This window comes from Leifsonia sp. McL0627, from assembly GCF_058244615.1.
Window position 1 is genome coordinate 1,331,698 of sequence record NZ_JBZCGM010000002.1, and the last position, 24,255, is coordinate 1,355,952.

General features: G+C 68.7%; 21 protein-coding genes. 14 read left to right on the plus strand and 7 right to left on the minus strand.

Annotation, left to right across the window (positions count from 1 at the left end):
- Positions 1-121 precede the first annotated feature (121 nt).
- A complete protein-coding gene (locus AC37TH_RS07055; RefSeq protein WP_490763622.1) occupies positions 122-718 on the plus strand; it encodes a TetR/AcrR family transcriptional regulator in 597 nt (198 codons plus the stop codon).
- On the opposite strand, the gene AC37TH_RS07060 is transcribed toward AC37TH_RS07055, so the two are convergent.
- Entirely contained in the window at positions 704-1,333 is a 630-nt protein-coding gene (locus tag AC37TH_RS07060; protein ID WP_490763623.1) for an NADPH-dependent F420 reductase, read from the minus strand. The two genes, AC37TH_RS07055 and AC37TH_RS07060, sit on opposite strands and share 15 nt — an antisense overlap.
- A 31-nt stretch (positions 1,334-1,364) precedes the next feature.
- A complete protein-coding gene (locus tag AC37TH_RS07065) occupies positions 1,365-2,180 on the minus strand; it encodes a DeoR/GlpR family DNA-binding transcription regulator (RefSeq protein WP_490763624.1) in 816 nt (271 codons plus the stop codon).
- Between the two features lie 110 nt (positions 2,181-2,290).
- Here AC37TH_RS07065 and melA point away from each other — a divergent pair, with 110 nt between their 5' ends.
- The 6 genes from melA (at position 2,291) to AC37TH_RS07095 (ending at position 8,793) form a co-directional block, all read left to right on the plus strand.
- Positions 2,291-3,604, plus strand: a complete 1,314-nt coding sequence (melA, locus tag AC37TH_RS07070; RefSeq protein WP_490763625.1) for an alpha-galactosidase — start codon at positions 2,291-2,293, stop codon at positions 3,602-3,604.
- 120 nt (positions 3,605-3,724) lie between these two features.
- A complete protein-coding gene (locus tag AC37TH_RS07075; RefSeq protein WP_490763626.1) occupies positions 3,725-4,606 on the plus strand; it encodes an SIS domain-containing protein in 882 nt (293 codons plus the stop codon).
- Between the two features lie 57 nt (positions 4,607-4,663).
- The gene (locus tag AC37TH_RS07080; RefSeq protein WP_490763627.1) at positions 4,664-5,983 is read left to right on the plus strand and encodes an ABC transporter substrate-binding protein; all 1,320 of its coding nucleotides are present in this window, start codon (positions 4,664-4,666) and stop codon (positions 5,981-5,983) included.
- 12 nt (positions 5,984-5,995) lie between these two features.
- Positions 5,996-6,946, plus strand: coding sequence for a carbohydrate ABC transporter permease (locus tag AC37TH_RS07085; RefSeq protein ID WP_490763628.1), 951 nt, complete (start codon positions 5,996-5,998; stop codon positions 6,944-6,946).
- Positions 6,946-7,833 (plus strand): carbohydrate ABC transporter permease, encoded by an 888-nt coding sequence (locus AC37TH_RS07090; RefSeq protein ID WP_490763629.1) that lies wholly within the window; start codon positions 6,946-6,948, stop codon positions 7,831-7,833. The genes AC37TH_RS07085 and AC37TH_RS07090 overlap by 1 nt, the downstream gene beginning before the upstream one ends.
- 21 nt (positions 7,834-7,854) lie before the next feature.
- Positions 7,855-8,793: a carbohydrate kinase family protein gene (locus AC37TH_RS07095; RefSeq protein ID WP_490763869.1), complete on the plus strand. Its 939-nt coding sequence runs from the start codon at positions 7,855-7,857 to the stop codon at positions 8,791-8,793.
- Here the strand turns inward: AC37TH_RS07095 and AC37TH_RS07100 are convergent.
- From AC37TH_RS07100 to AC37TH_RS07110, 3 genes are all read right to left on the minus strand, one after another.
- Positions 8,777-9,583 carry a CPBP family intramembrane glutamic endopeptidase gene (locus AC37TH_RS07100; RefSeq protein WP_490763630.1) on the minus strand — a complete coding sequence of 269 codons (807 nt, stop codon included), beginning with the start codon at positions 9,581-9,583 and terminating at the stop codon, positions 8,777-8,779. The two genes, AC37TH_RS07095 and AC37TH_RS07100, sit on opposite strands and share 17 nt — an antisense overlap.
- Positions 9,584-9,673: 90 nt before the next feature.
- The gene (locus tag AC37TH_RS07105; protein ID WP_490763631.1) at positions 9,674-11,191 is read right to left on the minus strand and encodes an APC family permease; all 1,518 of its coding nucleotides are present in this window, start codon (positions 11,189-11,191) and stop codon (positions 9,674-9,676) included.
- A 174-nt stretch (positions 11,192-11,365) separates the two neighbouring features.
- On the minus strand, positions 11,366-12,973 hold the full coding sequence (locus AC37TH_RS07110) for an MFS transporter (protein WP_490763632.1): 1,608 nt from the start codon (positions 12,971-12,973) through the stop codon (positions 11,366-11,368).
- 74 nt (positions 12,974-13,047) lie between these two features.
- Here AC37TH_RS07110 and AC37TH_RS07115 point away from each other — a divergent pair, with 74 nt between their 5' ends.
- The 6 genes from AC37TH_RS07115 (at position 13,048) to AC37TH_RS07140 (ending at position 20,177) form a co-directional block, all read left to right on the plus strand.
- Complete coding sequence (locus AC37TH_RS07115; RefSeq protein ID WP_490763633.1) at positions 13,048-13,803, plus strand: SDR family NAD(P)-dependent oxidoreductase; 756 nt, start codon at positions 13,048-13,050, stop codon at positions 13,801-13,803.
- Positions 13,800-14,261 (plus strand): MarR family winged helix-turn-helix transcriptional regulator, encoded by a 462-nt coding sequence (locus AC37TH_RS07120; protein ID WP_490763634.1) that lies wholly within the window; start codon positions 13,800-13,802, stop codon positions 14,259-14,261. The genes AC37TH_RS07115 and AC37TH_RS07120 overlap by 4 nt, the downstream gene beginning before the upstream one ends.
- Positions 14,262-14,414: 153 nt before the next feature.
- Positions 14,415-15,767: a flavin monoamine oxidase family protein gene (locus tag AC37TH_RS07125; protein WP_490763635.1), complete on the plus strand. Its 1,353-nt coding sequence runs from the start codon at positions 14,415-14,417 to the stop codon at positions 15,765-15,767.
- 106 nt (positions 15,768-15,873) lie between these two features.
- A complete protein-coding gene (locus tag AC37TH_RS07130) occupies positions 15,874-16,884 on the plus strand; it encodes a LacI family DNA-binding transcriptional regulator (RefSeq protein WP_490763636.1) in 1,011 nt (336 codons plus the stop codon).
- 163 nt (positions 16,885-17,047) lie between these two features.
- Positions 17,048-18,517 (plus strand): APC family permease, encoded by a 1,470-nt coding sequence (locus AC37TH_RS07135; protein WP_490763637.1) that lies wholly within the window; start codon positions 17,048-17,050, stop codon positions 18,515-18,517.
- Positions 18,510-20,177, plus strand: coding sequence for an amidohydrolase (locus AC37TH_RS07140; RefSeq protein ID WP_490763638.1), 1,668 nt, complete (start codon positions 18,510-18,512; stop codon positions 20,175-20,177). The genes AC37TH_RS07135 and AC37TH_RS07140 overlap by 8 nt, the downstream gene beginning before the upstream one ends.
- A gap of 63 nt (positions 20,178-20,240) precedes the next feature.
- Here AC37TH_RS07140 and AC37TH_RS07145 read toward each other — a convergent pair whose 3' ends face one another.
- Positions 20,241-20,441: a hypothetical protein gene (locus AC37TH_RS07145; protein WP_490763639.1), complete on the minus strand. Its 201-nt coding sequence runs from the start codon at positions 20,439-20,441 to the stop codon at positions 20,241-20,243.
- 127 nt (positions 20,442-20,568) lie between these two features.
- Positions 20,569-21,252, minus strand: coding sequence for an alpha/beta fold hydrolase (locus AC37TH_RS07150; RefSeq protein ID WP_490763640.1), 684 nt, complete (start codon positions 21,250-21,252; stop codon positions 20,569-20,571).
- A 136-nt stretch (positions 21,253-21,388) separates the two neighbouring features.
- Between AC37TH_RS07150 and AC37TH_RS07155 the strand changes: the two genes are divergently transcribed.
- Entirely contained in the window at positions 21,389-24,130 is a 2,742-nt protein-coding gene (locus AC37TH_RS07155; RefSeq protein WP_490763641.1) for an AAA family ATPase, read from the plus strand.
- Positions 24,131-24,255: the final 125 nt, after the last annotated feature.

Below are 24,255 nucleotides of genomic sequence, written 5' to 3' on the forward strand. Positions count from 1 at the left end.
CGCTCCCGTAGAATCGATCAATCGGAACATCATTCCGGTTAGAACCGACCCTAAGCGGAACGACGTTCCGTTTACACAGACTGTACACGCGAAGCGTGCCGTCCGCCAGAGGAGCGACCCCATGCCCGCCACCGCGGACCGCCCGAAACGCGCCGACGCCCGGCAGAACGTGGTGACCATCGTCGAGGCCGCGAAGGCGGTCTTCGCCGAGTCCGGTGTGGATGCGCCGGTCCGGTCGATCGCGGAGCGCGCCGGTGTCGGGGTGGGCACGCTCTACCGCCACTTCCCGCTCCGCTCCGACCTGATCTCGGCGGTGTTCCGCCGCGAGATCGACGCCTGCGCAGACGACGCGATCGACCTCGAAGCCGCCTACCAGCCGGGGGAGGCGCTCGACCGCTGGATCATGCGGTACACCGGGTTCGTCGCGACGAAGCGCGGGCTCGCTGCCGCGCTCCACTCGGGCGATCCTGCGTACGAGCCGCTCGCCGAGTACTTCGCGACGCGGCTGTCGCCGACACTGGAGCGACTTCTCGCGGCTGCCCGCGCGTCCGGGGACGTCGTGCAGGAGGTGGAGGCGACCGAGTTCCTGGGTGCCGTCGCCAACCTCTGCCACGGCGGGGAGCCGGGCGGCGCACCGACCTCACCGCGCGCGGAACGGATGGTGCGACTCCTGCTGGCGGGCCTGCGCGCACCCGCGACGGAGTCAGTGCACGGCTGACAGCCGCACGGCGACCGCGGGGGCGAAACCGGCGGACACCAACGCGACCTCGAACCCGGCCACAGCCTCAAGGTGCCTGGCCATCCGCAGCGGGCCCGCATCCACCGGCGTGAGGCCCAGTTCGGCGGCGAGCGCGATGACGAGCGCCTTCGCCTCCGGATCGTCGGACGCGACGAAGGTCTGCGGCGGCTCGGCATCGGCGGGCGCGGGAACGGCGAGGAGTTCGGCGTAGACCGTGTTGAAGGCTTTGACAACGCGTGCGCCGGGAGCGGCCTCCGCGATCCGCTCGGCGAGCGAGGGGCCGCTGGAGTAGCGGCTCTCCCAGTGCGGGGGATCGAGCGGGTTGCCGAGGTCGATCAGCACGGCGCCGTGGAGGGGGTCGCTGAGCTCGGCGACCAGGTCGATCGCCACAGGGTCGTGGACCGCGACGATGACGATCTCGCAGGCCGCCGCCTCCCGATAGCCGGCGCCGCGAGCCTCCCCATCGATCTCGTGCGCGAGCTCCGCTGCCCGCAGAGGGTCCCTGCTGCCGATAACGGCAGCGTGGCCGGCCAGGACGAGCCGGGTGCCGATGCCCCTGGTCATCGAGCCGGTGCCGAGGATCCCAACGCGCATCCCGGTCACTCCTCGTCCGCGATCACGACGGTCACTCCTCGTCCGCGATCACGATCTGGACGCCCGCCGAGCGCAGCCGCTCCAGTTCGTCCGGGTCGGCGGAGCTGTCCGTGATGAGCAGTTCCATCTCCGACGCGTCCGCGATCTGGGCGAGCGCGACGGTGCCGAGCTTCGAGCCGTCGGCGACGACCACCGTGCGCTGGGCCTTCGCGACCATCGCCCGGTTGGTGCGGGCCTCCGTCTCGTCGTGCGTGGTGACCCCCGCGGACGCGCTGACGCCGTCAGCTCCGAGGATGGCGGTGCCGACGTTGACGGCGTTGAAGGTGCTCTCGGCGAGGGCGCCGACGAGTTCGAGCGACTCGGGGCGCAGAAAGCCGCCCGTCATGGCGAGGCGGACGCCCGCGTAGCCGGAGAGCAGGTTTGCGATGGTGAGCGAGTTCGTCACCACGGTGATGTCCCGGTGGTTGGCGAGCGCCCTGGCGACGCTCGCCGTGGTGGTCCCGCCGCCCAGGGCGACGACGTAGCGCTCCGAGGGGAGGCGACGCACCATCGCGCGGGCGATGGCGCGTTTCGCATCCTGGAAGCGGGTGTCGCGGAGGACGACGGGGAGCTCTCGGCGGCGTTCGAGGGCGGAGGCGCCGCCGTGGGTGCGCAGCAGGAGGCTCTGGTCGGCCAGATCGGAGAGGTCTCTGCGGGCGGTCGCGGCGGAGATGCCCAGCGTCTCCGACAGCTCGCTCAGGCTGATGGTGCCGTGATCGGTGACCAGATCCAGGATGGCGACCAGGCGCTCGGCGCGTCGCCCGGTGGTGACGCGCGCGATGAGGGATTCGGTGGTCGGAGGCAGCATAGGCGGACCTTTCGGCGTCGTCGACTGAAACGATCAATCGTTCTGAGCACTTTATTCGCGATTCGCTCATTCTGTTGCGCAGAGTTGACACAGTACCGCAGGATCGCTCCATGCCACAGATTGTTTTCCTCGGCGCGGGTAGCGTCGTCTTCACCCGCCAGCTCCTCGCCGACCTGTTCCGGTTCGACGACCTCCCGACCCTGCGCATCGTGCTCCACGACATCGACCGGGAACGCCTGGAGGTCGCCCGCGGCACCGCGGAGCAGGTCGCCTCGCGGTTCGGCCGCGACGCGGAGATCGTCGCGACCCTGGACCGCCGCGCGGCCCTCACCGGCGCCGACTTCGTCATCAACATGATCCAGGTGGGCGGCATCGACGCTACGCGCATCGACCTCGAGGTCCCCGCCGCAGCCGGACTCCTGCAGACGATCGGCGACACCACCGGCGTCGGCGGCGTCTTCCGCGGGTTGCGCACCTTCCCCGTGCTCTCCGGCATCGCAGCCGACATGACCGAGCTCTGCCCCGACGCCTGGTTCCTCAACTACACCAACCCGATGGCGATGAACGTCTGGTGGATGTCCGTCGTCGCCCCCGGCATCAAGACCGTCGGACTCTGCCACAGCGTCTACTGGACCGTTCACGACCTCTGCGAACTGATCGGCGTGCCGATGGAGGGCACCCACTACCGCGCGGCCGGGGTGAACCACCAGGCGTGGCTCGTCGAGTGGTCGCGCGACGGAGAAGACCTCTACCCGCTGCTCCGTGCCGCGATCGAGAAGGACCCTGAGCTTCAGCGGCGCGTCCGCGTCGAGATCTTCCGGCGCATCGGGTTCTACCCGACCGAGACGAGCGAGCACTCCTCCGAGTACCTGGACTGGTTCCTGCGCTCACCGGAGCAGATCGAACGCTTCCGGATCGACCCGCTGCAGTACATCGGCATCTCCGAGGAGAACGTCGCCGAGTTCGAGCACGCGAAGGCGGCGCTCGCCGCCGGAGCCGACCTGGAGCTGGAGGACGGCGCCGCGGAGTACGCCCCGCAGGTCATCCACTCGATCATCACGGGCACCGAACGCATCATCCACGCGAACGTCGTCAACCGCGGGCTGATCGACAACCTGCCGGAGGGCGCGGTGGTCGAGGTGCCGAGCCGGGTGGATGCGGATGGCGTGCATCCACTGCCGTTCGGCGCCATCCCCGTGCAGGGGGCGGCGCTCAACCGCACGTACCTCTCGGTCGCCGAGCTGGCGATCGAGGCCGCGAGGACCGGCGACCCCGAGCTGGTCCGCCGCGCCGTGCTGACCGACCCCAACGCGTCGTCGTCGCTCACCCCGGAGCAGATCTGGGAGCTCTGCGACGAGCTCACCGCACGCCACGCGGCGCTCCTTCCGGTCGCGCTGGGCGGGACCGCCGAAACCTCCCTGTAACAAACAATCACACCGAGTGAGCGATATGCGCATTGTGATTGTCAATCGCTCACTTCCCATCAAGGATGAAGCCAGCGCGCGCTGCCGCGCTGCAACTCCCCAGACCCGCAGGAGCACCACGTGTCATTGACGTCCATCGAAATCGCCAGTCAGCCGGCCATCTGGCGGGAGGCCCTTGAGAGCAGATCTGCCATCGCAGACGAGCTGCTCGCCCTGCCGGGCTCACGCGTCCTGGTTCTCGGCTGCGGCACGAGCGCCTTCCTCGCCGAGTCGTACGCCGCACTGCGCGAGCGCGCCGGATTCGGCGTGACCGACGCGGCGTACGCGTCGGAGCCCTGGCCGTGGCGCGACTACGACGCCGTCGTGCTGCTCAGCCGCTCCGGGACGACGACCGAGGTGATCGAGGCTCTGGACGTGCTCCCGGCCGGGGTCCGCACGATCGCCGTCACCGGCGTCGCGGACTCGCCCCTCGCCGCGCGGGTCGACGACGTGCTGCTGCTCGACTTCGCCGACGAGAAGTCCGTCGTGCAGACCCGTTTCCCCACCACGTTCCTGCTGCTGGCGCGACACGCCCTCGGCGAAGACGTCGCCGGGCTGCCGGACGAAGTGGATGCGCGCCTCGCCGCCCCGCTCGACATCGAGACCGGCGCGCTCTCCCACTTCGTCTACCTCGGCAGCGGCTGGACGTATGGACTCGCGCAGGAGGCCGCGCTCAAGATCAGGGAGGCGGCGCAGGCCTGGTCGGAGTCGTACCCGGCGCTCGACTACCGGCACGGCCCGCTCGCCGTCGCGGACGAGCGCTCGATCGTCTGGATCCTGGGGGATGCCGAGCCGAGCCTGATCGCCGACATCGAACGCACGGGAGCCCTCGTCCGCAGTTCCACCGGCGACCCGCTCGTGGAACTCGCCGATGCGCAGCGCCTCGCGGTCGCGATCGCCGAGCAGCGCGGACTCGACCCGGACAACCCGCGTCTCCTGACGCGCTCCATCGTGCTCGGCTGACCCAGCCCCGAACATCCCGAACATCCCGAACAGCAGCACCGAGAAGAGGAACCGACGATGATGACTCCACTCACGAAGCGGATACTCCGCACCACCGGCATCCTGGCCGCGGCGGCCGTGGTGACCGCCCTGGCCGGATGCAGCGGCTCGCAGGGCGCGACGACGCTCGACACGAAGGCCAAGACGAACATCCAGGTGTGGTCAGGTCAGTCCGACGCGGCGGAGAAGATCGTCGAGTCGCTGGCGAAGGAGTTCGAGAAGCTCCACCCGAACGTCAGTATCGACATCTCGCCGGGGGCCTCGTCGACCGACCAGCTGCTGCAGAAGCTCTCTGCGGGGTTCGCGGGGGACCAGTATCCCGACATGTCGTACGCGTTCGGGTCGTGGGCGGGCCAGCTGGAGTCGTCGGGCCGCACCCTCGACATCTCCGCCGATGTGAAGAAGCCGGACGTCAAATGGGACGAGTTCACCGAGGCTGCCCGCGGCACCGCGCAGCCCAGCGGCAAGAAGGTCATCGGGTTCCCGGCCGTGGTGGACAACATCGGGCTGCTCTACAACAAGACCCTGTTCGACAAGGCAGGGCTTGCGTACCCGACGGCCGACTGGACCTGGGATGACTTCCGCACCGCGGCGAAGAAGCTGACCGACACGGCGAACCACGTCTACGGCTACGGATACTCCGTCTCCGGAAGCGAGGAGACGACCTGGCAGTTCTGGCCGCACCTGTGGCAGAACGGCGGGAAGATCCTGAACGACGCGGGCACGAAGTCGGAGTTCGCCTCCCAGCCCGGTGTCGACGCACTGACCTTCCTCCAGTCGATGGCCGTGAACGACAAGAGCGTCTACCTCGACCAGACGGACACCAAGTTCGGCCAGCTCTTCACCAGCAACCGCATCGGGATGATCACCTCCGGCCCGTGGCAGCTCTCCGACCTGAAGACCGGAGGCACGAAGTACGGAGTCGTGCAGTTGCCAGGCACGAACGGCGATCACCAGACCGTGTCCGGCCCGGACATCTGGGCGCTGTTCGACCACAAGGACAAGAACCGCGCATACTGGGCCACCCAGTTCGCCCAGTGGCTCACCTCCGCCGAACAGGACGAGCGGTTCAACGTGGCTCTCGGCAACCTGCCGCTTCGCTCGTCGGAGGCCGACTCCGACGCCGTGAAGAAGGAGGCGGCAGCGTTCCCGGGTTACGAGGTCTTCGTCGCCAACTCGGCGAACGTGAAGAACACACGCCCGACGTCGACGGGCTACGCAGCCCTCTCCGTGGCCATCGGCAAGTCGATCTCCTCCGTGCTGCAGGGCGACGGCGAGCCGAAGAGCTCGCTCGAACAGGCGGCGAAGGTCGCCGACCAGGCGCTGAGCAAGAAGTAGCGGAGCCCACTGATGACAGGCAGTACTGCATCGACGCTCGGCCGGCCGGGTGCGTCCTCCGACGCCACCCGGCGGCGCCGGGCGAAGCGACCAGGATTCACGGCGTCGCTGACCGGCTGGGGGTTCGTCGCCCCCGCGACCATCATCATCCTGGGGCTCTCGATCTTCCCCGCCCTGTGGGCGTTCGTCCTCTCCTTCCAGAGCTGGGACGGCTTCAGCGAAGCCACCTGGGTCGGCGGCGAGAACTACGCCAACCTGGTGACGGACGCCGACTTCGGCAACTCCGTCCTCAACACGCTCGGCTTCACGGTGCTGTTCGTGCCGGCCTCCGTGCTGCTCGGCCTGTTCCTCGCCGTCGCCCTGAACAGGCGCATCCGGTGGATGGGGTTCTATCGCACGGCGATCTTCGTCCCGTTCGTCGCATCGGCGGCCTCCACCGGCATCCTCTCGACCTACCTGTTCAGCCCGCAGTTCGGGCTGGTCAACAACATCCTGCGGGTGTTGCACCTGCCGCAGCAGGGCTGGCTCGACGATCCGCACCAGGCCATGCTGGTCATCGCGATCATGTCGCTGTGGGGCTCGGCGGCGTTCACCACCGTGATCTACCTGGCCGCCCTGCAGGATGTGCCTGCCGACCTCATCGAGGCGGCGCGCATCGACGGGGCCAACCCGTGGCAGACGTTCTGGCGCATCGTCTGGCCACAGCTGGCTCCCGTGACGGTGTTCGTCTGCATCTGGCAGACCATCCAGGCCATCCAGCTGTTCGATCTCGTGTACACCACGACGCGCGGCGGGCCATTGGATGCGACGAGGACGATCGTCTACTTCCTCTACGACAAGGCGTTCCACGCCCTGCAGTTCGGCTACGGGTCGGCCGCCGCGTATGTGCTCTTCGCGGCCACCCTGCTCATCACGATCGGCGTCGTGGTCATCCAGCGACGCCGGGGCTCGGAGGCGTTCTGATGGCGACGATTCTCGACGAGGTCTCGCAGGCCTCCGACCAGGTGGCACGGGACACGGTCCGTGGCGCAGGCAGGCGCATCAAGATGAGCGGGTGGCACTTCGTGCTGTTCCCCATCGCGATCCTGTTCCTGGTGCCGTTCCTGCAGATGGCGCTCGCGTCGTTCTCGCCGGCCAAGGAGCTCGTGGCGTTCCCGCCGCCGTTCGTGCCGTCGCACTTCACCATCGACGGCTACGTCAAACTGTTCGGCCAGACGGACATCCTGCTCTGGCTGGGCAACACGGTGATCGTGTCGGCGACGGCGATCGTCTCCAACATCGTCCTGTGCTCGCTGGCGGGCTACGGCTTCGCACGTCTGAAGTTCGCCGGGCGCAACTTCGGCTTCCTGATGATCCTCGCGACCATCATGATCCCGACGCAGCTGCTGATGATCCCGACATACATCCTCTTCGCCAAGCTCGGTCTCCTGAACGGTCTGGGAGCAGCGATCGTGCCGTGGCTGGCGACGGCGTTCGGGATCTTCCTGATGCGGCAGTTCTTCCTCAGCCTGCCGGCCGAGCTGGAGGAGGCCGGGGCGATCGACGGCTGCAACCGCTGGCAGATCTTCTTCAGGATCGTCCTCCCGCTCGCCCGTCCTGCACTCGCGACCCTCGCGATCTTCACTCTGCTCGGCGCCTGGAACGACCTGGTCTGGCCGCTCATCGCGATCAACAATCAGTCATCGTTCACGCTGCAGCTGGGCATCGCGAACTTCCAGGGAGCCCACCAGACGGACTGGAGCCTGATCATGGCGGGCAACGTGATCGCCACGCTGCCGCTGATCCTGTTCTTCCTGTTCGCGCAGCGCCAGTTCATCGCGACGATGACGTTCTCCGGGCTGAAAGGGTGAGCGCGGACCGTCCACCCGTTGATGTCCTCGTGGTCGGGGACGCCAACCCCGACCTGCTCCTCACCGGGGACACGGTTCCCCGCTTCGGCCAGGCGGAGCAGCTTCTTCGACACGGCCGACCTGCTGCTCGGCGGGAGCGCGGCGATCGTGGCCTGCGGGCTGGCGAGGCTCGGCCTGCGGACGGCGCTCGCCGCCGTGGTCGGCGACGACCAGTTCGGCGCGTTCGTGCGCGACCGGTTGCGCGAGGCCGGCGTGGACGACGCGGCCGTCGAGACGAGCTCCGCGTTGCCGACCGGTCTGTCGGTGGTGCTGTCCGAGCCGGGGGACAGGGCGATCCTGACGCTGCCGGGCACGATCCCCGCCCTCACTCCGGATGCGGTGCTCGCGGCGGTCGCCACGTTCCGTCCGCGCCATGTGCACGTCGCGTCCTACTTTCTGCAGCCCGGCCTCGCGGCGGGGCTGCCCGCTCTGCTCGACGCCATCGCGGCGACCGGAGCCACGGTCAGCCTCGACACGAACTGGGACCCTGCAGAGGAGTGGGGAGGACTGGCCGACGTGCTTCGCCGCGTCGCGATCTTCCTCCCCAACCGCGAGGAGGCGCTTGCCATTGGCGCGGCCGTGCTCGGCAGGGAGGTCAGCGGGCTCGATGACGCAGCATCCGGGCTGTCCGCGCTGGGCTGCCGGGTGGTGGTGAAGGCCGGAGCCGACGGCGGCGTCGCGTTCGAAGACGGCGCCACGATCGCGACAGCTCCCGGCCTCGTGCTGGACGTCGTGGATACGACGGGCGCGGGCGACAGCTTCGACGCCGGCTACCTCGCCGCGATGCTCGCAGCCGTCCCGACCGAGGAAGAGCGACTGCGCTGGGCGGCCGTGGCGGGATCGCTCTCGGTGCGCGGCCGGGGCGGGACGGGCGCGCAGGCGACCCCAGACGAGCTGGCGAGGCTCACGCGCGGGACGTGAGCCTGCCGTCGGAGCGCGTCAGCTGGGCGCCTTCTGTGGCCCCGCGGAGGACGAACGCGACCGACGCGAGTCCGACCACCATGGCGACGATGTAGAGGATGCTGGCAGTCCCGGCGAGCGGCGACGCCGTTCCGTGGCCGACCGCGAAGGTGGAGAAGTCCCAGAGCCCGTGCAGCACCATCGCCCAGATCAGCGAGCCGGTGACCCGGCGGAGGATGTAGAAGATCGTGCCGCCGCCGAACGCGAAGAGCACCTGTTGCGCGGTCGGGCCGACGGCCTGGCCGGTCAGCACGTTCACGAAGTGCATCAGACCGAACATGGCCGAGGTGAGGAACCAGACCCAGCCTTCGGAGAGCCTACTGCGGAGCCCGGTGAGGAGCAGGCCGCGGGTGGTCAGCTCTTCGGTGAAGCCGACGAGGATCAGGACGAGGGACGCGGCGAAGAAGGCGCCGTCGTATGAAGCCCAGTCCGTCGAGGTCAGGTTCAGGATCAGGGCGACGGCCATCAGCGCCGGCGCGATGATCGGCCACCGGTGCTTCGCCCGCACCCGATCGAACAGAGCGGGGCGCCACCAGCCGAGCAGGCTGGTGGTGATCGCGAGCAGGATCGCGCCCACGATCAGCGACAGTCCGGCGCCGAGGAACAGGTTCCCCCCGTTGTCCCCGAGCGCAGTGTATGGAACGCCGCTGAGGGACTGGACGACGAAGACCACCAGCACGTACCCCAGGTAGATCGCGAACCCGATCCACACGCGGGGCGTGACCTTGTACTCCGGTGAAACGATCGACATCTCGTGTGCTCCTCTTCGGGGTTTGCGGGATGGTTCACCGTATCGGGCGGAGCGTGTTCCGAGCTAGAGAGCGCAGGGTCGATGACGGTCTCAGCGTGCGGCAGGATCCCGGTCGTCGACGTGCGGCGGCGCCTTCGCATCGAGCTCCTCGGGGAGTTCGAGGGGGCGGCGCGTGTAGTAGCCCTTCGCCTTGCGGTAGTAAATCGCGACCGGTACGAGGCCGAGCACGATGAGGCCGACGCCCAGGATGTTGACGATCGCGTCGTTGTTCGGAATCGAGAAGGCGAACATGCACCCCATGAAGATCGCGCCGACGAGGGGCCAGAGGAAGATCAGGAAGAAGTTCTTCACCGAGGCGAAGAGCACTTTCCGGTAGGCGACGATCACCGCAAGGCCCGCCAGCGCGTAGTAGAACGTGATCTGGACGCCGATCGAGCTGATCGCGTTGGACATCACGTCGCCGACGCTTCCGATGAAGGTCGAGCCGAGGAAGAGGACGAGGGAAACGCCCACGATCACGAGGGTCGCGAATGCGGGGGTGCGCCACTTGCGGTGGATCCGGCCGAAGGCGGCGGGGATCGTGTTGTCGCGTCCCATTGCGAACAGGGTGCGCGTCACCTGGACGAGCGTCGTCTCCAGGGTGGCGATGGTCGACAGGGCGACCGCGACGATGAGGATCTTTCCGCCGATGCCGGGCCAGACGGCCTCGCCGAGCGGGACGAGGATGTTCGCCTGGTTGTCTTCGATCGTCTTGGACGGCAGCATCATCAGGGTGCCGATCGTGAACAGCACGAACAGGAGGAAGACGATGAGAACGCCGATGATGCCCGCAGAGCCTGCGGACTTGTGGCCGTTCTTGGTCTCCTCATTGAGGTTCGCCGACACGTCCCAGCCCCAGAAGTAGAAGGCCGCCGTGAGCGCTGCCGTTACGAACACGCCGGGTCCTGCGAGGTGGGAGAAGCCCAGCCAGTCCCAGGAGAAGCTGGGGCCGGCGTGCGTCGACGTCGTCGCCCGCACGATCATCAGGACAGCGAACACCACGAGAATGGCGACCTCGATCAATGACATGATCCACTGGGCGCGCGCGGTGATGTGGACGCCGAAGAGCACGCAGGCGGCCATCACGAGGAACCAGACCGCGCCGATCGACGTGATCAGGATGGTGTTGTTCGCCTGGTCCGGCGCGAAGAGCGAGACGGTCATGGCTCCGGCCGGGAGTGCTCCGGCGACCATGAAGATCGTGGCCGAGATGACGAGCGCCCATCCCGAGAGGAATCCGAGGATCGGGTGCAGCGCTCGCGCGACCCAGGAGTACGCCGCGCCCGCGTTCACGTCCATGCGTCCCAGGTAGAGGAACGCCCACGCGATACCGAGCATCGGGATGCCGCACCACAGCAGCACACCCGGTGCGCCGAGTCCCGCTGCGCCGACCAGGATCGCGGTGGTCGCCGCGATCGAATACGCCGGCGCGCTGCCGGCGACGGCCATCACGATGGAACCGGCGGCGCTGACGCCGTCCGCCTGCAACGCGTGCTTCTCTTCGCTCCCGCTGTTGAGGGCGCCACCGACGTTGGTGGCGGAGTCCTCCGGGGATTTCTGTTGCGTCATTGCTCTCCCACATTCGGGTCGTGTGTGCGACAGGGGGACGCTAGCAAGGGAACGACGCGCAAACAAGCCTTTTCCTACGAAATCTGTTGCAATATTCGAGAAAGCATACGAATACGGAACAATTTTGACGACGAGACGGTGGTTCTCGGCACTCGTTCGACGACCGGCGCGAGGCTAGCGAGACCCTCCGCCGACGCCGGTCTGGAAGTAGTGGCGCTCGGTCGGCGTGCCGTCGGTGTGTGCGATGGCGTCGGCGAGGAACTGACGATCCGCCCCGGTGAGCCGTTGCGTCTGCTGGCGTCGGAACTCGCCCCAGGAGGGGACGATGAACGACTCGAGCAGCACATCCGGATCCTCACCGCTGCGGTAGAGGCGCCACCGGTATCCGCCGGTGCGTCGACGGGACTTCTCGACGGCGCGCATCGAATCCAGGAACGCGGCGACCGCATCCTGCCGCACCGTGTACGCGACGGTGACGAGCACCGGGCCGTCTGTCGGTTCCGGCTCGAAGATGAGGGTGGGTGTCGCCCAGGTGAGCGAGATCGTCCGATCGATGGTGCCTGTGCCGTGCAGCAACGGCAGGATGCGCGTGCTCGCGGCCACCAGGACCAGGAGAACGGCCGCAGCCGCGAGCGCTTCACTCGTTCCCGCCAGCTGCGCGACGATGCCCCAGAGGAACGACCCGATCGCCATGGTGCCCATGAACACCAGGATGTACACGGACGCTCCGCGCGAGCGCACCCACTGCGGCAGCGTCAGCTGGAGCGCGGCGTTCAGCACGGTCAGCGTCCCGATCCAGGCGACTCCGGACAGGATCAGCAACACGAGGGCGGGCACGAACGGAAGCAACGCCGCGGCCAGCGTGCCGACGGCGAACAGTAGCGGGCTCACCGCGATGACGACGTTGTCGGAGAACCGCTGACGAGCGAGGGGCAGCACGAAGATCCCGGCGACCGCGCCGACGCCGAGCGCGCCGAGCAGGAGTCCGTAGCCGCCGGAGCCGACGCCGAGCCGCTGCGCCGTGACCGGCAGCAGCGCCCAGAGCGCGCTCGCCGGCAGGGCGAAGAGCGCCGAGCGGAGCAGTATGCGCTTGATCAGTCCCGCCGACGCGACGTAGCGGACGCCGGCGAGGAGGGCGGGGGTGAACTGCTCCCGGTCGTTCAGGTTCTCCTGGGGAGGTCGTTTCCACCAGAGGAGGGCGATCGCGGCGGCGACGAAGCTGAGCGCGTTGATGCCGAACACGACCGGCGCACCCGTCACAGAGAGGACGAGGCCCGCGAGAGCCGGTCCGACCGCGCGGGCGCCGTTCACCGTGACGCCGCCGAGCGCCGACGACGCCCCGATCTGCTCGCGAGGCACCAGCTCCGGCTGGATCGCCTGCCAGGCCGGGGAGGTGAGGGAGGCGGTGACGCCGAGCAGGAAGGTGAAGGCGAGCAGGGTCCACGGCGTCAGGGCGTTCGCCGCAGCGACGACGGTCAGTGCCACGGCGACGACCGCGCTCGCCGCCGATCCCCAGATCAGCAGTTTGCGGCGATCGAAGGAGTCCGCGAGCACACCGGCCGGAAGCGAGAACAGCATCGCGGGAGCCAGGCTGGCCGTCTGGACGAGGGCGATGACCGTGGCCCCTGCCGCGGCATCCACCAGATACCACTGCGCGCCGAGCGTCTGCATCCAGGTGCCGATGTTGCTGCCCAGCTGAGCGAACCACAGCACACGGAAGGCGGGGATCGCCATCGGCGCCCACGCAGAGACCTTCGAACCGACCGCTTGCGACGCCGACATGTTCCTCAGGATAGTCAGCGCGCGTACCATTCGTTAGGTGGCATACGAATCGTGTGCGAAGAGGAGTGATGGCAATGGCGAAAGATCGTATCGCGCTGGTCACGGGCGCCAATCAGGGCGTCGGCTTCCAGGTCGCGAAGGAACTGGTGGCGGACGGCGTGACCGTGTTCGTGGGCTCTCGAGGACTCGAACGCGGCGAGGAGGCGGCGAAGCGGATCGGACAGGGCGCCATCCCGATTCAGCTCGACGTGACCGACCCCGATTCGATCGCCGCCGCCGCGGAGCGCATCCGCAGCGAGTTCGGGCGGCTCGACCTGCTGGTGAACAATGCGGCCATCTCGAACACGCGCAAGGGGGAGCTGTCCCTCGACGAATACCGGGAGCAGTCCCTGCCGAGCATCGTGCCGCTGGATGAGGTCCGCGCGGTCTGGGAGACCAACGTCTTCGGAGTGCTCGCCGTGTATCAGGCCATGCTGCCGCTGCTGCGGGAGTCGTCGGACGCGCGGATCGTGAACGTGTCGAGCGGGGTCGGCTCCCTCACGAACAACGCAGATCCGGCCTACCCGTATCACCCGAACTTCGGCCCGGTCTACCCGGCGTCGAAGGCTGCGCTGAACGCGATCACGCTTGCCATCATGGTCGAGCTGGAGGGGACGGGAATCAAGGTCAACCTCGTCTCGCCCGGCTTCACGAGCACCAACCTCAACGGCTACGAAGGCACGCAGTCCGTCGAAGACGGGTCACGCGAGGTCGTGCGCGTCGCACTGCTCGGCCCGGACGGCCCGACGGGCACGTTCACGCGCTGGGAGGACTCGACGATCCCGTGGTGAACGACGGCGACGATGCGCAGCACGACTCGGTCGGCGGATGGGCGAAGCGGTATCACTACGCCAGCCGCTCCATGATCGAGGCTGTGCTGCGCCCGTTCGGCCTCGGCTCGACGCAGTGGTACGTGCTGTATCAGCTGGCGAACGGCGGCCCGACGTTGCAGCGCGACCTCGGGCAGCTGCTCAGCATCGAGAGGGCGACGCTCAGCGGAGTCGTGGCGACCCTGATGCGCAAGGGGCTCGTCGACCAAGCCCCCGATGTGGCCGACCAGCGCCAGCGAATGCTCAGGATCACCGCAGCCGGCAGCGCGCTTTGGCGCGAACTCCCCGACCCGATCGCGATCATCCGGGCGGTCTCGTTGGACGGCGCGGACCGCGACGAGCTGGAGACGACCCGCCGTGTCCTGCGGGCGGCGACGGAGCGTCTGAACGCGTACGCCGCGACGATCGACAGGGGATAGCGGTCGCGCAGGCCGGTCGCCGATACCGCCACCCTGTCGAAATGACTCCGGCGCTCTGTACAGTGCGTATATCCGTGGTGACCGCGGCCGTGCATACGATCGCCGTGGGTCGAAGAACGATGAACCCCGACTGGACTGGACGGAAGACGGACTATGAGCAGCATCGAACGTGACGTGGTGATCGTGGGCGCAGGCGCCTCCGGTCTGACGGCAGCCACCGAGCTGAAGAAGGCCGGGCTGAGCGTCGCCGTGCTCGAAGCGCGCGACCGGGTCGGCGGCCGGCTCTGGACGGAGGACATCGACGGCGTCACGCTCGAGATCGGCGGTCAGTGGGTCTCTCCCGATCAGGATGCGCTCATCGACACGCTCGACGAACTCGGACTCGACACCTACGAGCGCTACCGCGACGGCACCAACATCTACATCAGCCCGACCGGAGAGCGCCGCACCTTCGAGGGCGAGATCTTCCCCGTCCCGCCGAAGACCGAGCAGGAGATCGTCAGCCTGATCGACAAACTGGATGCGCTGGTCGCCGAGATCGACCCCGACCGGCCGTGGGAGCACCCGCGGGCCGAAGAGCTGGACGAGATCTCGTTCCGCCGCTGGCTGGAGACGCAGACCGACGACGAGGAGGCCCGCCTCAACATCGGCATGTTCATCGCCGGCGCGATGCTGACCAAGCCCGCCCACTCCTTCTCTGCCCTCCAGGCGCTGCTGATGGCCGCCTCGGCCGGCAGCTTCTCCCACCTGGTCGACGCCGACTTCATCCTGGACAAGCGGGTGAAGGGCGGCCTGCAGCAGGTGCCGCTGCTGCTCGCCGAGCGTCTCGGCGACGACGTGCACCTGAACGCGCCCGTGCGGGTGCTGCGCTGGGACGACGCGGGCGTGACCGCCGTCGCCGACGGGGTCGAGGTGAAGGCGCGGTTCGCGATCCTCGCCCTGCCGCCCGTGCTGATCAGCCGCATCTCGTACGAGCCGCCGCTTCCGCGTCGCCAGCAGCAGTTGCACCAGCACCTGTCGATGGGCTTCGTCATTAAGGTGCACGCCGTCTACGAGACGCCGTTCTGGCGCGAGGACGGCTACTCCGGAACGGCGTTCAGTCCGTACGAGCTGGTGCACGAGGCCTACGACAACTGCTACGACGGCGATCCGCGCGGAACCCTGGTCGGCTTCGTCTCCGACGAGGAGGCGGATGCGGTGTTCCACCTCTCGGCCGAGGAGCGCAAGGCGCGCATCCTGGAGTCGCTGTCGCACTACTACGGCCCGAAGGCCCTGGACACGGTCGTGTACTACGAGAGCGACTGGGGCAGCGAGGAGTGGACGCGCGGCGCGTACGCGGCGAGCTTCGACATGGGCGGGCTCGCGCGCTACGGCGCCGATCTGCGCACGCCGGTCGGTCCCATCCACTTCTCCTGCAGCGACATGGCCGGTAAGGGATACCAGCATGTCGACGGCGCCATCCGGGTCGGACGCGAGACAGCGGCCGCCATCATCGCGAAGGCGTAGCTCCCGCTCGCCTTCCCCAGAGCTGGACGCGGCCCGTCGTGGAGTGCCGCGCCCACCGCACCCCGTCGTGATCCGCTCACGACGGGGTGCAACCTAGACTGACGACGTGGAATCGGGCCCGGTCATCGTCACGCTGCAGAACGTCGCAGACCGGGCGGGAGTGTCGCGTTCGACGGCCTCGCTCGCCCTTGCGGGCAAAGGCCGGATGTCGGACAGCACGCGCCAGAGGGTCCGCGATGCGGCGGACGAGCTCGACTACGTCGTCAACATCATCGCGCGGAACCTGCGCACCGCCCGCTCCGGCGCGGTCGGGCTCTACGTGCCGGACCAGACGCTGAGCTTCCGGTACTACATGGATGTCGCGTTCGGCGCCGTGGAGCGCGCCCAGGAGTCCGACCTGCTGGTCACCCTGATGCCCACCGCCTTCACGCCGCGGTCGGGGATCACCGACCAGCTGGATGGCTTCCTGGTGATCGATCCGGTGGACGACGACCCCATCGTGGAGCGGCTTCTGGCCGGTCGCAGCCCGGTCGTCGCGGGCGAGCACGTCTCCGAGGCGATGACCGAACCGTGGGCGACGGTGTACGGCGACCATCGGGCGGGCATCCGGATGCTGCTCGACCATCTGTGGGAGCGCGGCAGCCGCCGTCCGGCGGTGATGCTGCCTGACCCGGCGATGGCGTGGGGCCGCGAGATGGCGGACGGCTACTTCGCGTGGTGTGCGGAGAAGGGCGTCGAGCCGCAGCGGCTGCTCGGCTGGTTCGACACGACGATGGACGAGGTGCGCTCGGCCCTCGATGAACTGCTGGCGGGCGAGCGCCGACCGGATGCGGTGATCACGGCGCCGGAGGGGGTCGCGATCGTGGCGCTCGAGTCGATCCGTGCGGCCGGGCTCGAACCGGGCCGCGATGTGCTCATCGCGAGCTACGTGGACAGCGACTCGCTCGCTGTGACCCAGCCGACCATCACCGCGCTCGACCTGCGGCCGCGGGAGATGGGCCGCCAGTGCATGGACCTGCTGGTGCGCGCACTGGAGGGTGGCGTGCCCGAGAGCGTCGAGGTGCCGATCAGCGTCGTCGAGCGGGGCTCGACGGCGGAGGGTGTTCGCTCGGCCTGAGCACGTCGGGGTGACAGCAAGCGTTCGGTGCGCTTTCAGCTTCGGAATCAGTTGTGATGAATCGGTTTTGCAAATGGATTCTTTCGTGCATAATCGATTCACTTACTGAATTCGGTTGAAACACAGAATCACCACTGACGCCTCGAGCAAAGGAGCCGGGCCAATGGGCCTCACCGAAACCACCCCCACAGAATCAGCCGACGTCGGCGGCGCCCCCAGCGCGCTGCGCACGAACGCCCTCGGCACCGGCGGCATCGTCTTCATGGTCATCTCGGCCGCCGCCCCGCTCACCATCGTCGCCGGCATCGCGCCCCTCGCGATCCTGATCGGCGGCATCGCCGCACCCCTCGTGTACACGGTCGCCGGCATCGTGCTCGGAATCTTCGCCATCGCGTTCATGGCGATGACCAAATACGTCAGGGCGCTCGGCGGCTTCTACACCTACATCAGCGAGGCCCTCGGCAAAGCGGTCGGGCTCGCCTCGTCGTTCGTCGCGCTGTTCTCGTACAACGCACTGCAGATCGGACTGTACGGCCTGCTCGGCGCGCAAGGGCACGACCTGCTCAAGAATGAGTTCGGCGTCGACGTGCCGTGGTGGGTCATCGCGATCGCCGGTGTGCTCGGGGTGTTCTTCGTCGCATACCGCGGGGTGGACGTCGGCGCCAAGGTGCTCGGCGTCCTGCTCACCTGCGAGGCGCTCATCCTGGTGATCTTCGCCGTGGCCGTGCTCGTGCAGGGCGGTGCGGAAGGCATCACGTTCGGCACCTTCAGCTGGGACGCGCTGCTCAACCCCGGCCTGCTCGGCATCCTGGGGTTCGGCTTCGCCGCGTTCATGGGCTTCGAGTCCACCGCGCTCTACCGCGAGGAGGCGCGCGATCCGGAGAAGACCATCCCGCGCGCGACCTACATCTCCGTGGCGTTCATGGCGGTGTTCTACGGGTTCGTCGTGTGGGCCGTGATCATCGCCGTCGGCGAGTCGCACGTGCAGGAGGCGGCGGCCAAGGACGCGGCCGGTCTCGTCTTCGCGCAGGCAGGGCACTACCTGGGGCCGTGGGCAGAGCTCACGATGTACCTGCTCGTGATCACCAGCGTCTATGCGAGCCAGCTCGCGTTCCACAACGCCATCAACCGCTACACCTTCTCGCTGGCTCGGGACGGCGCGCTGCCGGGCATCCTGCACCGCACCAACAAGGCGGGCTCGCCGTGGATGTCCGGCCTGGTGCAGACGGTGCTCGCGCTGGCGGTGGTCCTGTTCTTCGCCGCGATCAACGGCGACCCGTACATGCAGCTGCTGCTCTGGGTGAACAGCCCGGGCGTGCTGGGCGTGATCGCCCTGCAGATCATCACCTGCGTCGCCGTCGTCGTCTTCTTCGTGCGCAACCGCACGTTGCCGCGCAAGTGGTACGTCATCCCGAGCGCGGTGGTCGCCGGCCTCGCGATGCTGGTGGTGCTCTACCTGCTCTGCGCCAACCTCGACCTGCTCACAGCAGGAGGCCCGGTCGTCAACGCGATCATCCTGGCGTCGGTCGCCGTCGTGTTCCTGGTGGGCCTGGTGCTCGCCCTCGTCTGGAGGCGGACACGGCCGGACGTGTACCGGCGCATCGGCGGCGCATCGGAGGTGGCCGATGTCTGAGCGACTGGATCTCGTCATCGTGGCGTCGACGGTGCTGACGCCCGAAGCGATCGCCGGGGACAGGCAGGAGGGCGGGCAGCACGGCCGCGTCGCCGTGGCCGTCCGGGACGGCCTGATCGCCGGGGTCGCCGCCGAGCAGGACGCGCGGAGCGCCGGCTGGTTCGACAGCGCCGACCGCGTCGTCGACGTGGGCGACGCCACGGTCACCGCAGGCTTCGTGGATGCGCACATCCACCCGGTCATGGGACTGCGGCTCACCCGCGGGCTCGACCTGTCCGGGATCACCGAGCGCGACGCCGTGCGACAGGCGATCGACGATTACGTCGACTCGCTCGGCGGCGCAGGCTCCGACGCCGCGGCGGGGGAGTGGGTGCTCGCGTGGGGTCTCGACCCTGCGGTCTTCGGCGGCGGGGCCTTCGGAAACGATCTGCTCGACGACGTAGACGGCGGCCGCCTGTTGTTCATCACGCTGTTCGACGGCCACTCGGCCCTCGCCTCCAAAGCGGCGGTCGCCGCGGCGGGCATCCGGGGCGACGAGGTGTTCCCCGACGCTTCGTCGCTGGGGCTCGACGATGCCGGCCGCCCCACCGGGATGCTCTACGAGTTCTCCGCGCAGCAGCTGGTGCTTCCGCACATCCCGGATCTGACCTTCGACGACCGGGTGGAGCAGCTGCTGCTCCTGCTGCGGGGGATGGCGGAGACCGGCATCGTGGCCGGGCAGATGCTCGACCTGATGGACCCGGACTCGTTCGACCTGTTCGCCGAGGCGGAGCGCCGCGGCGACCTGCCGATCTCGGTGCGGATCTCCCCGTCCGTGTTCCCCGGCTTCACGGACGCCGACCTCGAACGGTACGTCGGGTATCAGTCGCTGGCCGGTCGCCGCTGGCACGTTCGCGGGGTCAAGCTGATGATCGACGGCACCATCGACAACGGAACGGCCTGGCTGTTCGCGCCGGACTCCCGCGGCGAGTCGACCGACTCGCTCTGGCTCGACCCGTCCGAGTATCAGCGCGCCGTGCGGTTCTTCCACGACCGGAGCATCCCGACCACGACGCACGCGATCGGTGACAAGGGCATTTCGTTCGTCGCGACGACCCTCGGCGCGCTCGAAGCGAACGGCACCCAGCACCGCATCGAGCACATCGAGACGCTGCCGGACGAGGTGCTCGACCAGATCATGGCCGCCGGCGCAGCGGCGAGTATGCAGCCGACGCACTGCACTCACTACACGCGGGCGGATCACACCGACAACTGGTCGCAGCGACTCGGCGACACACGTGCCGACCGGGCCTGGCGGACGCGCGACCTGCGCGAGCGCGGGGCGATCGTCACGCTCGGCTCCGACTGGCCGATCGCGCCGTACGATCCGCGCGGCATCCTGGCGGCCGCGCAGCTGCGACGGCCGGCCGGGCGACCGGAGATCGAACCCGTCGTGCCCGACCAGGCGCTGACCGCACGGGCCTCTCTGGAGGGGTACACCAGCGAGTACTGGCGTTCGGTCGGCGAGATGGGCGGGATCGTCGCAGCGGGGATGCCGGCGCACCTGACGGTGTTCGCGGACGATCCGCTGAGCACCGACCCGGATGCGTTCGCCGAGACGGCGGTGCTGCTCACGGTCGTGGCGGGCGAGGTCGTGGTGGACGCGGTGGGGGTGCGGTAGCCGCGCGTCCCTGGCGTCGGCAGGCGGCAGGCGGCGGGCGGCAGGCGGTGATCCGGGGTGGACTCAGTGCGCCCTGCGGCGACGCACGACTCCGACCACGATCAGGACGACGCCGACGATCAGGACGATCGGGCCGATGGTGGCCCACATCGACGACCCGCTCATGGCGGAGCCGCCCACGATGTTGAAGCCCTGGAGGCTCCACAGAAGTCCGACGGCGGCGAGGATCACGCCGGGAACGAGAAACGGCCAACTGCGCTTCATAGTGCTCAGCGTACTGCTGTGCGAGCGGAGTGGCGCGGGCGATTTTCTCCGCCGTCACGCGTCCGCGCCGCCCGAACCGGTGTGGAGGCTGGGCGGCGCGGCGTGCGCGGCGTGCGGCTGTCCGTGGTCAGGCGACCGAGGCGGCGGCCTGCCTGATCAGGTCGGCAACGACCCTCGGCTGCGAGACGTAGATGGCGTGGCTCCCTGGCGTCTCCGCGACCGTGGAGCCCATCCGCTCGGCCATCGTGGTCTGGGCGGCCGGCGGGATCATCCGGTCGTCGGCGACGTGCAGATACCAGCTCGGCTTCGCCCGCCACGAGGCCATCGACACGATCCCGCCGAGCGCCTCCAGACCCCACGGCACCTGCGAGTCGGCCAGGAACGCCGCATCCGGTGCGGCCACGTCGCCGGCGAAGGCTTCCGCGAATTTGGAGCGGTCGAGGAAGAGGAAGCCGTTCACCGGCGGCAGGATCGGCGGCTGGGGGCCGTCGGCGGGGAACGACGCCAGCAGCGCATTGACGGACTCGCCCTGGTCGGGCGCGAACGCCGTGATGTAGACGAGGGCGCGCACCGCATCGTGGGTGCCCGCCTCGGTGATCACGGCGCCACCGTAGGAGTGGCCGACGAGGACGACGGGGCCGTCGACGGAATCGAGGACGTCGCGCGTGGTCGCCGCGTCGGCGGCGAGCGAGACCGTCGCGTTCTGCACGACGCGGACGTCGAACCCGTCCGCTGTCAGGTCGTCGTAGACCCCGCGCCAGCCGGAGCCGTCGACGAAGCCCCCGTGCACGAGGACGATTGTTGCAGTCATGTGTTTCTCCTTCCGAATCGTATGGACACCAGCGAATCTATGCAGTGCGTCGCTGGACCGAATCTGTCGAATGACCTAGTCGCCCCCTGACTCCGGGCCTGCCGTTCCGGGCGCTCGCGGGTCTAGAGTCGGCATCGTGCCGCACTGGACCTCCGCCCTGGGGCTCGTCGGTCGCGACCGCGAGTTGGCCGCGTTGCGCGAATTCACCGACCACGCGCGAGCAGACGGTGGAGCTCTGGTCGTCGTCGGGGAGGCCGGTGTCGGCAAGACGGCGCTCCTCGAGGCGGTGGCGGCCGCGGCGGCGGTGTCGGGAACACGCATCCTGCGCGCATCCGGTGTGGAGTTCGAAGCGGAAGTCAGTTTCGCTGGACTCCACCAGCTGCTCTCGCCCATCGCGCCGCAGCTGACGGGACTCCGCCCGGACTTCCGGGACGCGATCTCGGTCGGTCTCGGGATGGAGGACGGGGTGGCACCCGACCGCCTCACGCTGGCGAACGCCGTGCTCGCGCTTCTCGCCCAGAGCGTTGCCTCCGCGCCCATCCTGATGGTCGTCGACGATCTGCAGTGGCTCGACCACGCGAGCGCCGTGCTCTTCGCCACGCTCGCACGTCGGCTCTCCGGCACGGGCATCGGATTCATCGGCGTCGCGCGGGAGGGAGAGGGCAGCCTCTTCGAGGATGCGGCTCTGCCTGAGCTCGCGCTGGGGTCGCTCGACGAGTCAGCCTCCACGACGCTTCTCGCCGGGACGTTCCCACAGCTGGGCCGTCACGCCACGCAGCAGGTGCTCATCGAGGCGCAGGGGAACCCGTTGGCCCTGATCGAACTGCCGGCGGCAACGGTTCCCACAGACCCCGGACACACGATCGCCAGGACGCCGGTGGGCAGACGGCTCCGGCTCTACTTCGCCAGACTGATCGACGCCCTCCCCGCGGCCACTCGCGATCAGCTGCTTCTGGCGGCGCTCGACGGCACGGGCGACCCGTTCCAGAGTCTTCCGGCCGGTGACCTGGAGCCGGCGGAACGGGTCGGCCTGATCCGCGTCCATCCGATCAGCCACGGCATCCAGTTCCGGCACCCGCTCACCCGGTCGGCGGTCGTCGAACTATCCACCGACGAGCAGCGCAGGGCGGCCCATCGCCGCCTGGCCGACCGCTACGCGAACGACCAGGACCGACGAGTGTGGCATCTCGCCGCGGCCAGCTCCGAGCCGGACGAGGCGATCGCCCGCCTGCTGGAGGATGCGGCGATGAGGACCAAGGGGCGCGGCGACCCCGTCGGCGCGATCGGGATGCTGCTGCGAGCGGCGGATCTGAGTCCTGGTCCCGCCGACTATCAGCGCCGGGCCATGTTCGCGAGCTACCTCGGCGTCGACGTGACCGGCGAGCTGACGGACCCACGACGGGCGGGAGCAACCGGTGTCCCTGGGCAGGGGCAGACGATCGCCGCGGCCGTCGCCGCCGCCGCGTACATGGTCAACAGCGGCGGCGACATCGACACGATCCATCGCATCCTGGTCAGCGCTCTGCAGACTGTCCGGGGCCCGGTCGCAGCGTGGGACGAGCCCCTCGTCGAGATCGTGTATGTGCTCCAATCGAACTGCTCGTTCGGCTCCCGAGCCGATCTGGTCCACGACTACCGGGCCATGCTCGATCAGCTGGGACTCGAACCGCCGGAGATCCTCGCATTGCTCGGCGACACCTTCCTCGAACCCGTCACCCGTGCCAAGCCGGCGCTGGCTCGCCTGGACGAGGCGATCGCCGGCATCGCCGAGGAGTTCGACCACGCGCACGCCGTGCGGTTGGGGATCGCCGGGATGTACGTCGACCGGCTCGCCGGATGCAGGGACGCGCTCACGCGCATCGTCGAGCACGGCCGTGCGGGCGGGGCGGTCGCTTCGGCGATCAAAGCGTTCGTCCTGCTCGGCTTCGACGCCCTGCTGACGGGTGACTGGGACGAAGCGCACCGGCTGGCGGAGGAGGGACTGACGTTCACAGACCGCCACCACTACCGGCTGCTGGGCGGATTCCTGCAATACGACCTGGCCATGATCGCCGCCGCCCGCGGAGACGCGGCAACGGCGCAGCGGATCGCTGACGACCTCATCGGGTGGGCCGCTCCCAACCGGGTCGGCTTCGCGCTGCAGCTCGCCGCGCACGCGAAAGCGCTCGCCTCGCTGAGTTCTGGGGAATTCGATGTCGCGTATCGACAGGTCGTGGAGGTGTGCAGTCCCGGCACGATCCCGAGCCACAAACCGGCGGCGCTCTGGATGCTGTTCGATCTCGTCGAGGCCGCCGTGCGGGCCGGTCGAGCGCGCGAGGCGGCCGCTCATGTCGCCGAGTTGCGGGCATCCGGGATCGCGGACATCTCGCCTCGCCTCGCACTCGTCGTCTTGGGCGCGACCGCTCTGATCGCGGCCGAGGCGGACTATGACGAGGCGTTCAAGCACGCGCTGGCGACGCCGGACGCGAGCAGATGGCCGTTCCTGCTGGCACGGATCCGGCTCGCGTACGGCGAACGCCTGCGGCGAGGAAAGGCGCCGACCGACGCGCGCATCCAACTGGAAGGAGCCAGGGATGCGTTTCAACGGCTGGGCGCCGAACCGTGGGCTGTGCGTGCGCGGACCGAGCTCAGGGCGACCGGGCTCGGTGCCCACGAACACGTCGCGGGAGCGCTGACGCCGCAGCAGCGCGAGATCGCCGAGCTTGCGGCTGCTGGGCTCAGCAACAAGCAGATCGGCGAAAGGCTCTTCCTGTCTCCGCGCACCGTCGGAGCGCACCTGTACCAGACCTTCCCCAAGCTCGGCATCACGTCACGAGCCGCGCTCCGAGACGCACTCGACGGCGAAGAAGGTGTGCAGACTCCGGGCGCTCACGCCTGAGTACGCCTTCATTGACCAGGGTCAATTGTAAAATTTGGCATCCGGCATGTAGGATCGACAAAACGAGGCCGTGAGTCATCCGGCTCCTCGTACGGACGGATCACCTGAACGGGTACAGGCTCCGT

What these genes read in the sequence shown, in the direction of transcription:
- AC37TH_RS07055 (WP_490763622.1), top strand. Translation starts at nt 122, where the DNA reads ATGCCCGCCACCGCGGACCGCCCGAAACGCGCCGACGCCCGGCAGAAC.
- AC37TH_RS07060 (WP_490763623.1), bottom strand. Translation starts at nt 1,333, where the DNA reads ATGCGCGTTGGGATCCTCGGCACCGGCTCGATGACCAGGGGCATCGGC.
- AC37TH_RS07065 (WP_490763624.1), bottom strand. Translation starts at nt 2,180, where the DNA reads ATGCTGCCTCCGACCACCGAATCCCTCATCGCGCGCGTCACCACCGGG.
- melA (WP_490763625.1), top strand. Translation starts at nt 2,291, where the DNA reads ATGCCACAGATTGTTTTCCTCGGCGCGGGTAGCGTCGTCTTCACCCGC.
- AC37TH_RS07080 (WP_490763627.1), top strand. Translation starts at nt 4,664, where the DNA reads ATGATGACTCCACTCACGAAGCGGATACTCCGCACCACCGGCATCCTG.
- AC37TH_RS07085 (WP_490763628.1), top strand. Translation starts at nt 5,996, where the DNA reads ATGACAGGCAGTACTGCATCGACGCTCGGCCGGCCGGGTGCGTCCTCC.
- AC37TH_RS07090 (WP_490763629.1), top strand. Translation starts at nt 6,946, where the DNA reads ATGGCGACGATTCTCGACGAGGTCTCGCAGGCCTCCGACCAGGTGGCA.
- AC37TH_RS07095 (WP_490763869.1), top strand. Translation starts at nt 7,855, where the DNA reads ATGTCCTCGTGGTCGGGGACGCCAACCCCGACCTGCTCCTCACCGGGG.
- AC37TH_RS07100 (WP_490763630.1), bottom strand. Translation starts at nt 9,583, where the DNA reads ATGTCGATCGTTTCACCGGAGTACAAGGTCACGCCCCGCGTGTGGATC.
- AC37TH_RS07105 (WP_490763631.1), bottom strand. Translation starts at nt 11,191, where the DNA reads ATGACGCAACAGAAATCCCCGGAGGACTCCGCCACCAACGTCGGTGGC.
- AC37TH_RS07110 (WP_490763632.1), bottom strand. Translation starts at nt 12,973, where the DNA reads ATGTCGGCGTCGCAAGCGGTCGGTTCGAAGGTCTCTGCGTGGGCGCCG.
- AC37TH_RS07115 (WP_490763633.1), top strand. Translation starts at nt 13,048, where the DNA reads ATGGCGAAAGATCGTATCGCGCTGGTCACGGGCGCCAATCAGGGCGTC.
- AC37TH_RS07125 (WP_490763635.1), top strand. Translation starts at nt 14,415, where the DNA reads ATGAGCAGCATCGAACGTGACGTGGTGATCGTGGGCGCAGGCGCCTCC.
- AC37TH_RS07135 (WP_490763637.1), top strand. Translation starts at nt 17,048, where the DNA reads ATGGGCCTCACCGAAACCACCCCCACAGAATCAGCCGACGTCGGCGGC.
- AC37TH_RS07140 (WP_490763638.1), top strand. Translation starts at nt 18,510, where the DNA reads ATGTCTGAGCGACTGGATCTCGTCATCGTGGCGTCGACGGTGCTGACG.
- AC37TH_RS07145 (WP_490763639.1), bottom strand. Translation starts at nt 20,441, where the DNA reads ATGAAGCGCAGTTGGCCGTTTCTCGTTCCCGGCGTGATCCTCGCCGCC.
- AC37TH_RS07150 (WP_490763640.1), bottom strand. Translation starts at nt 21,252, where the DNA reads ATGACTGCAACAATCGTCCTCGTGCACGGGGGCTTCGTCGACGGCTCC.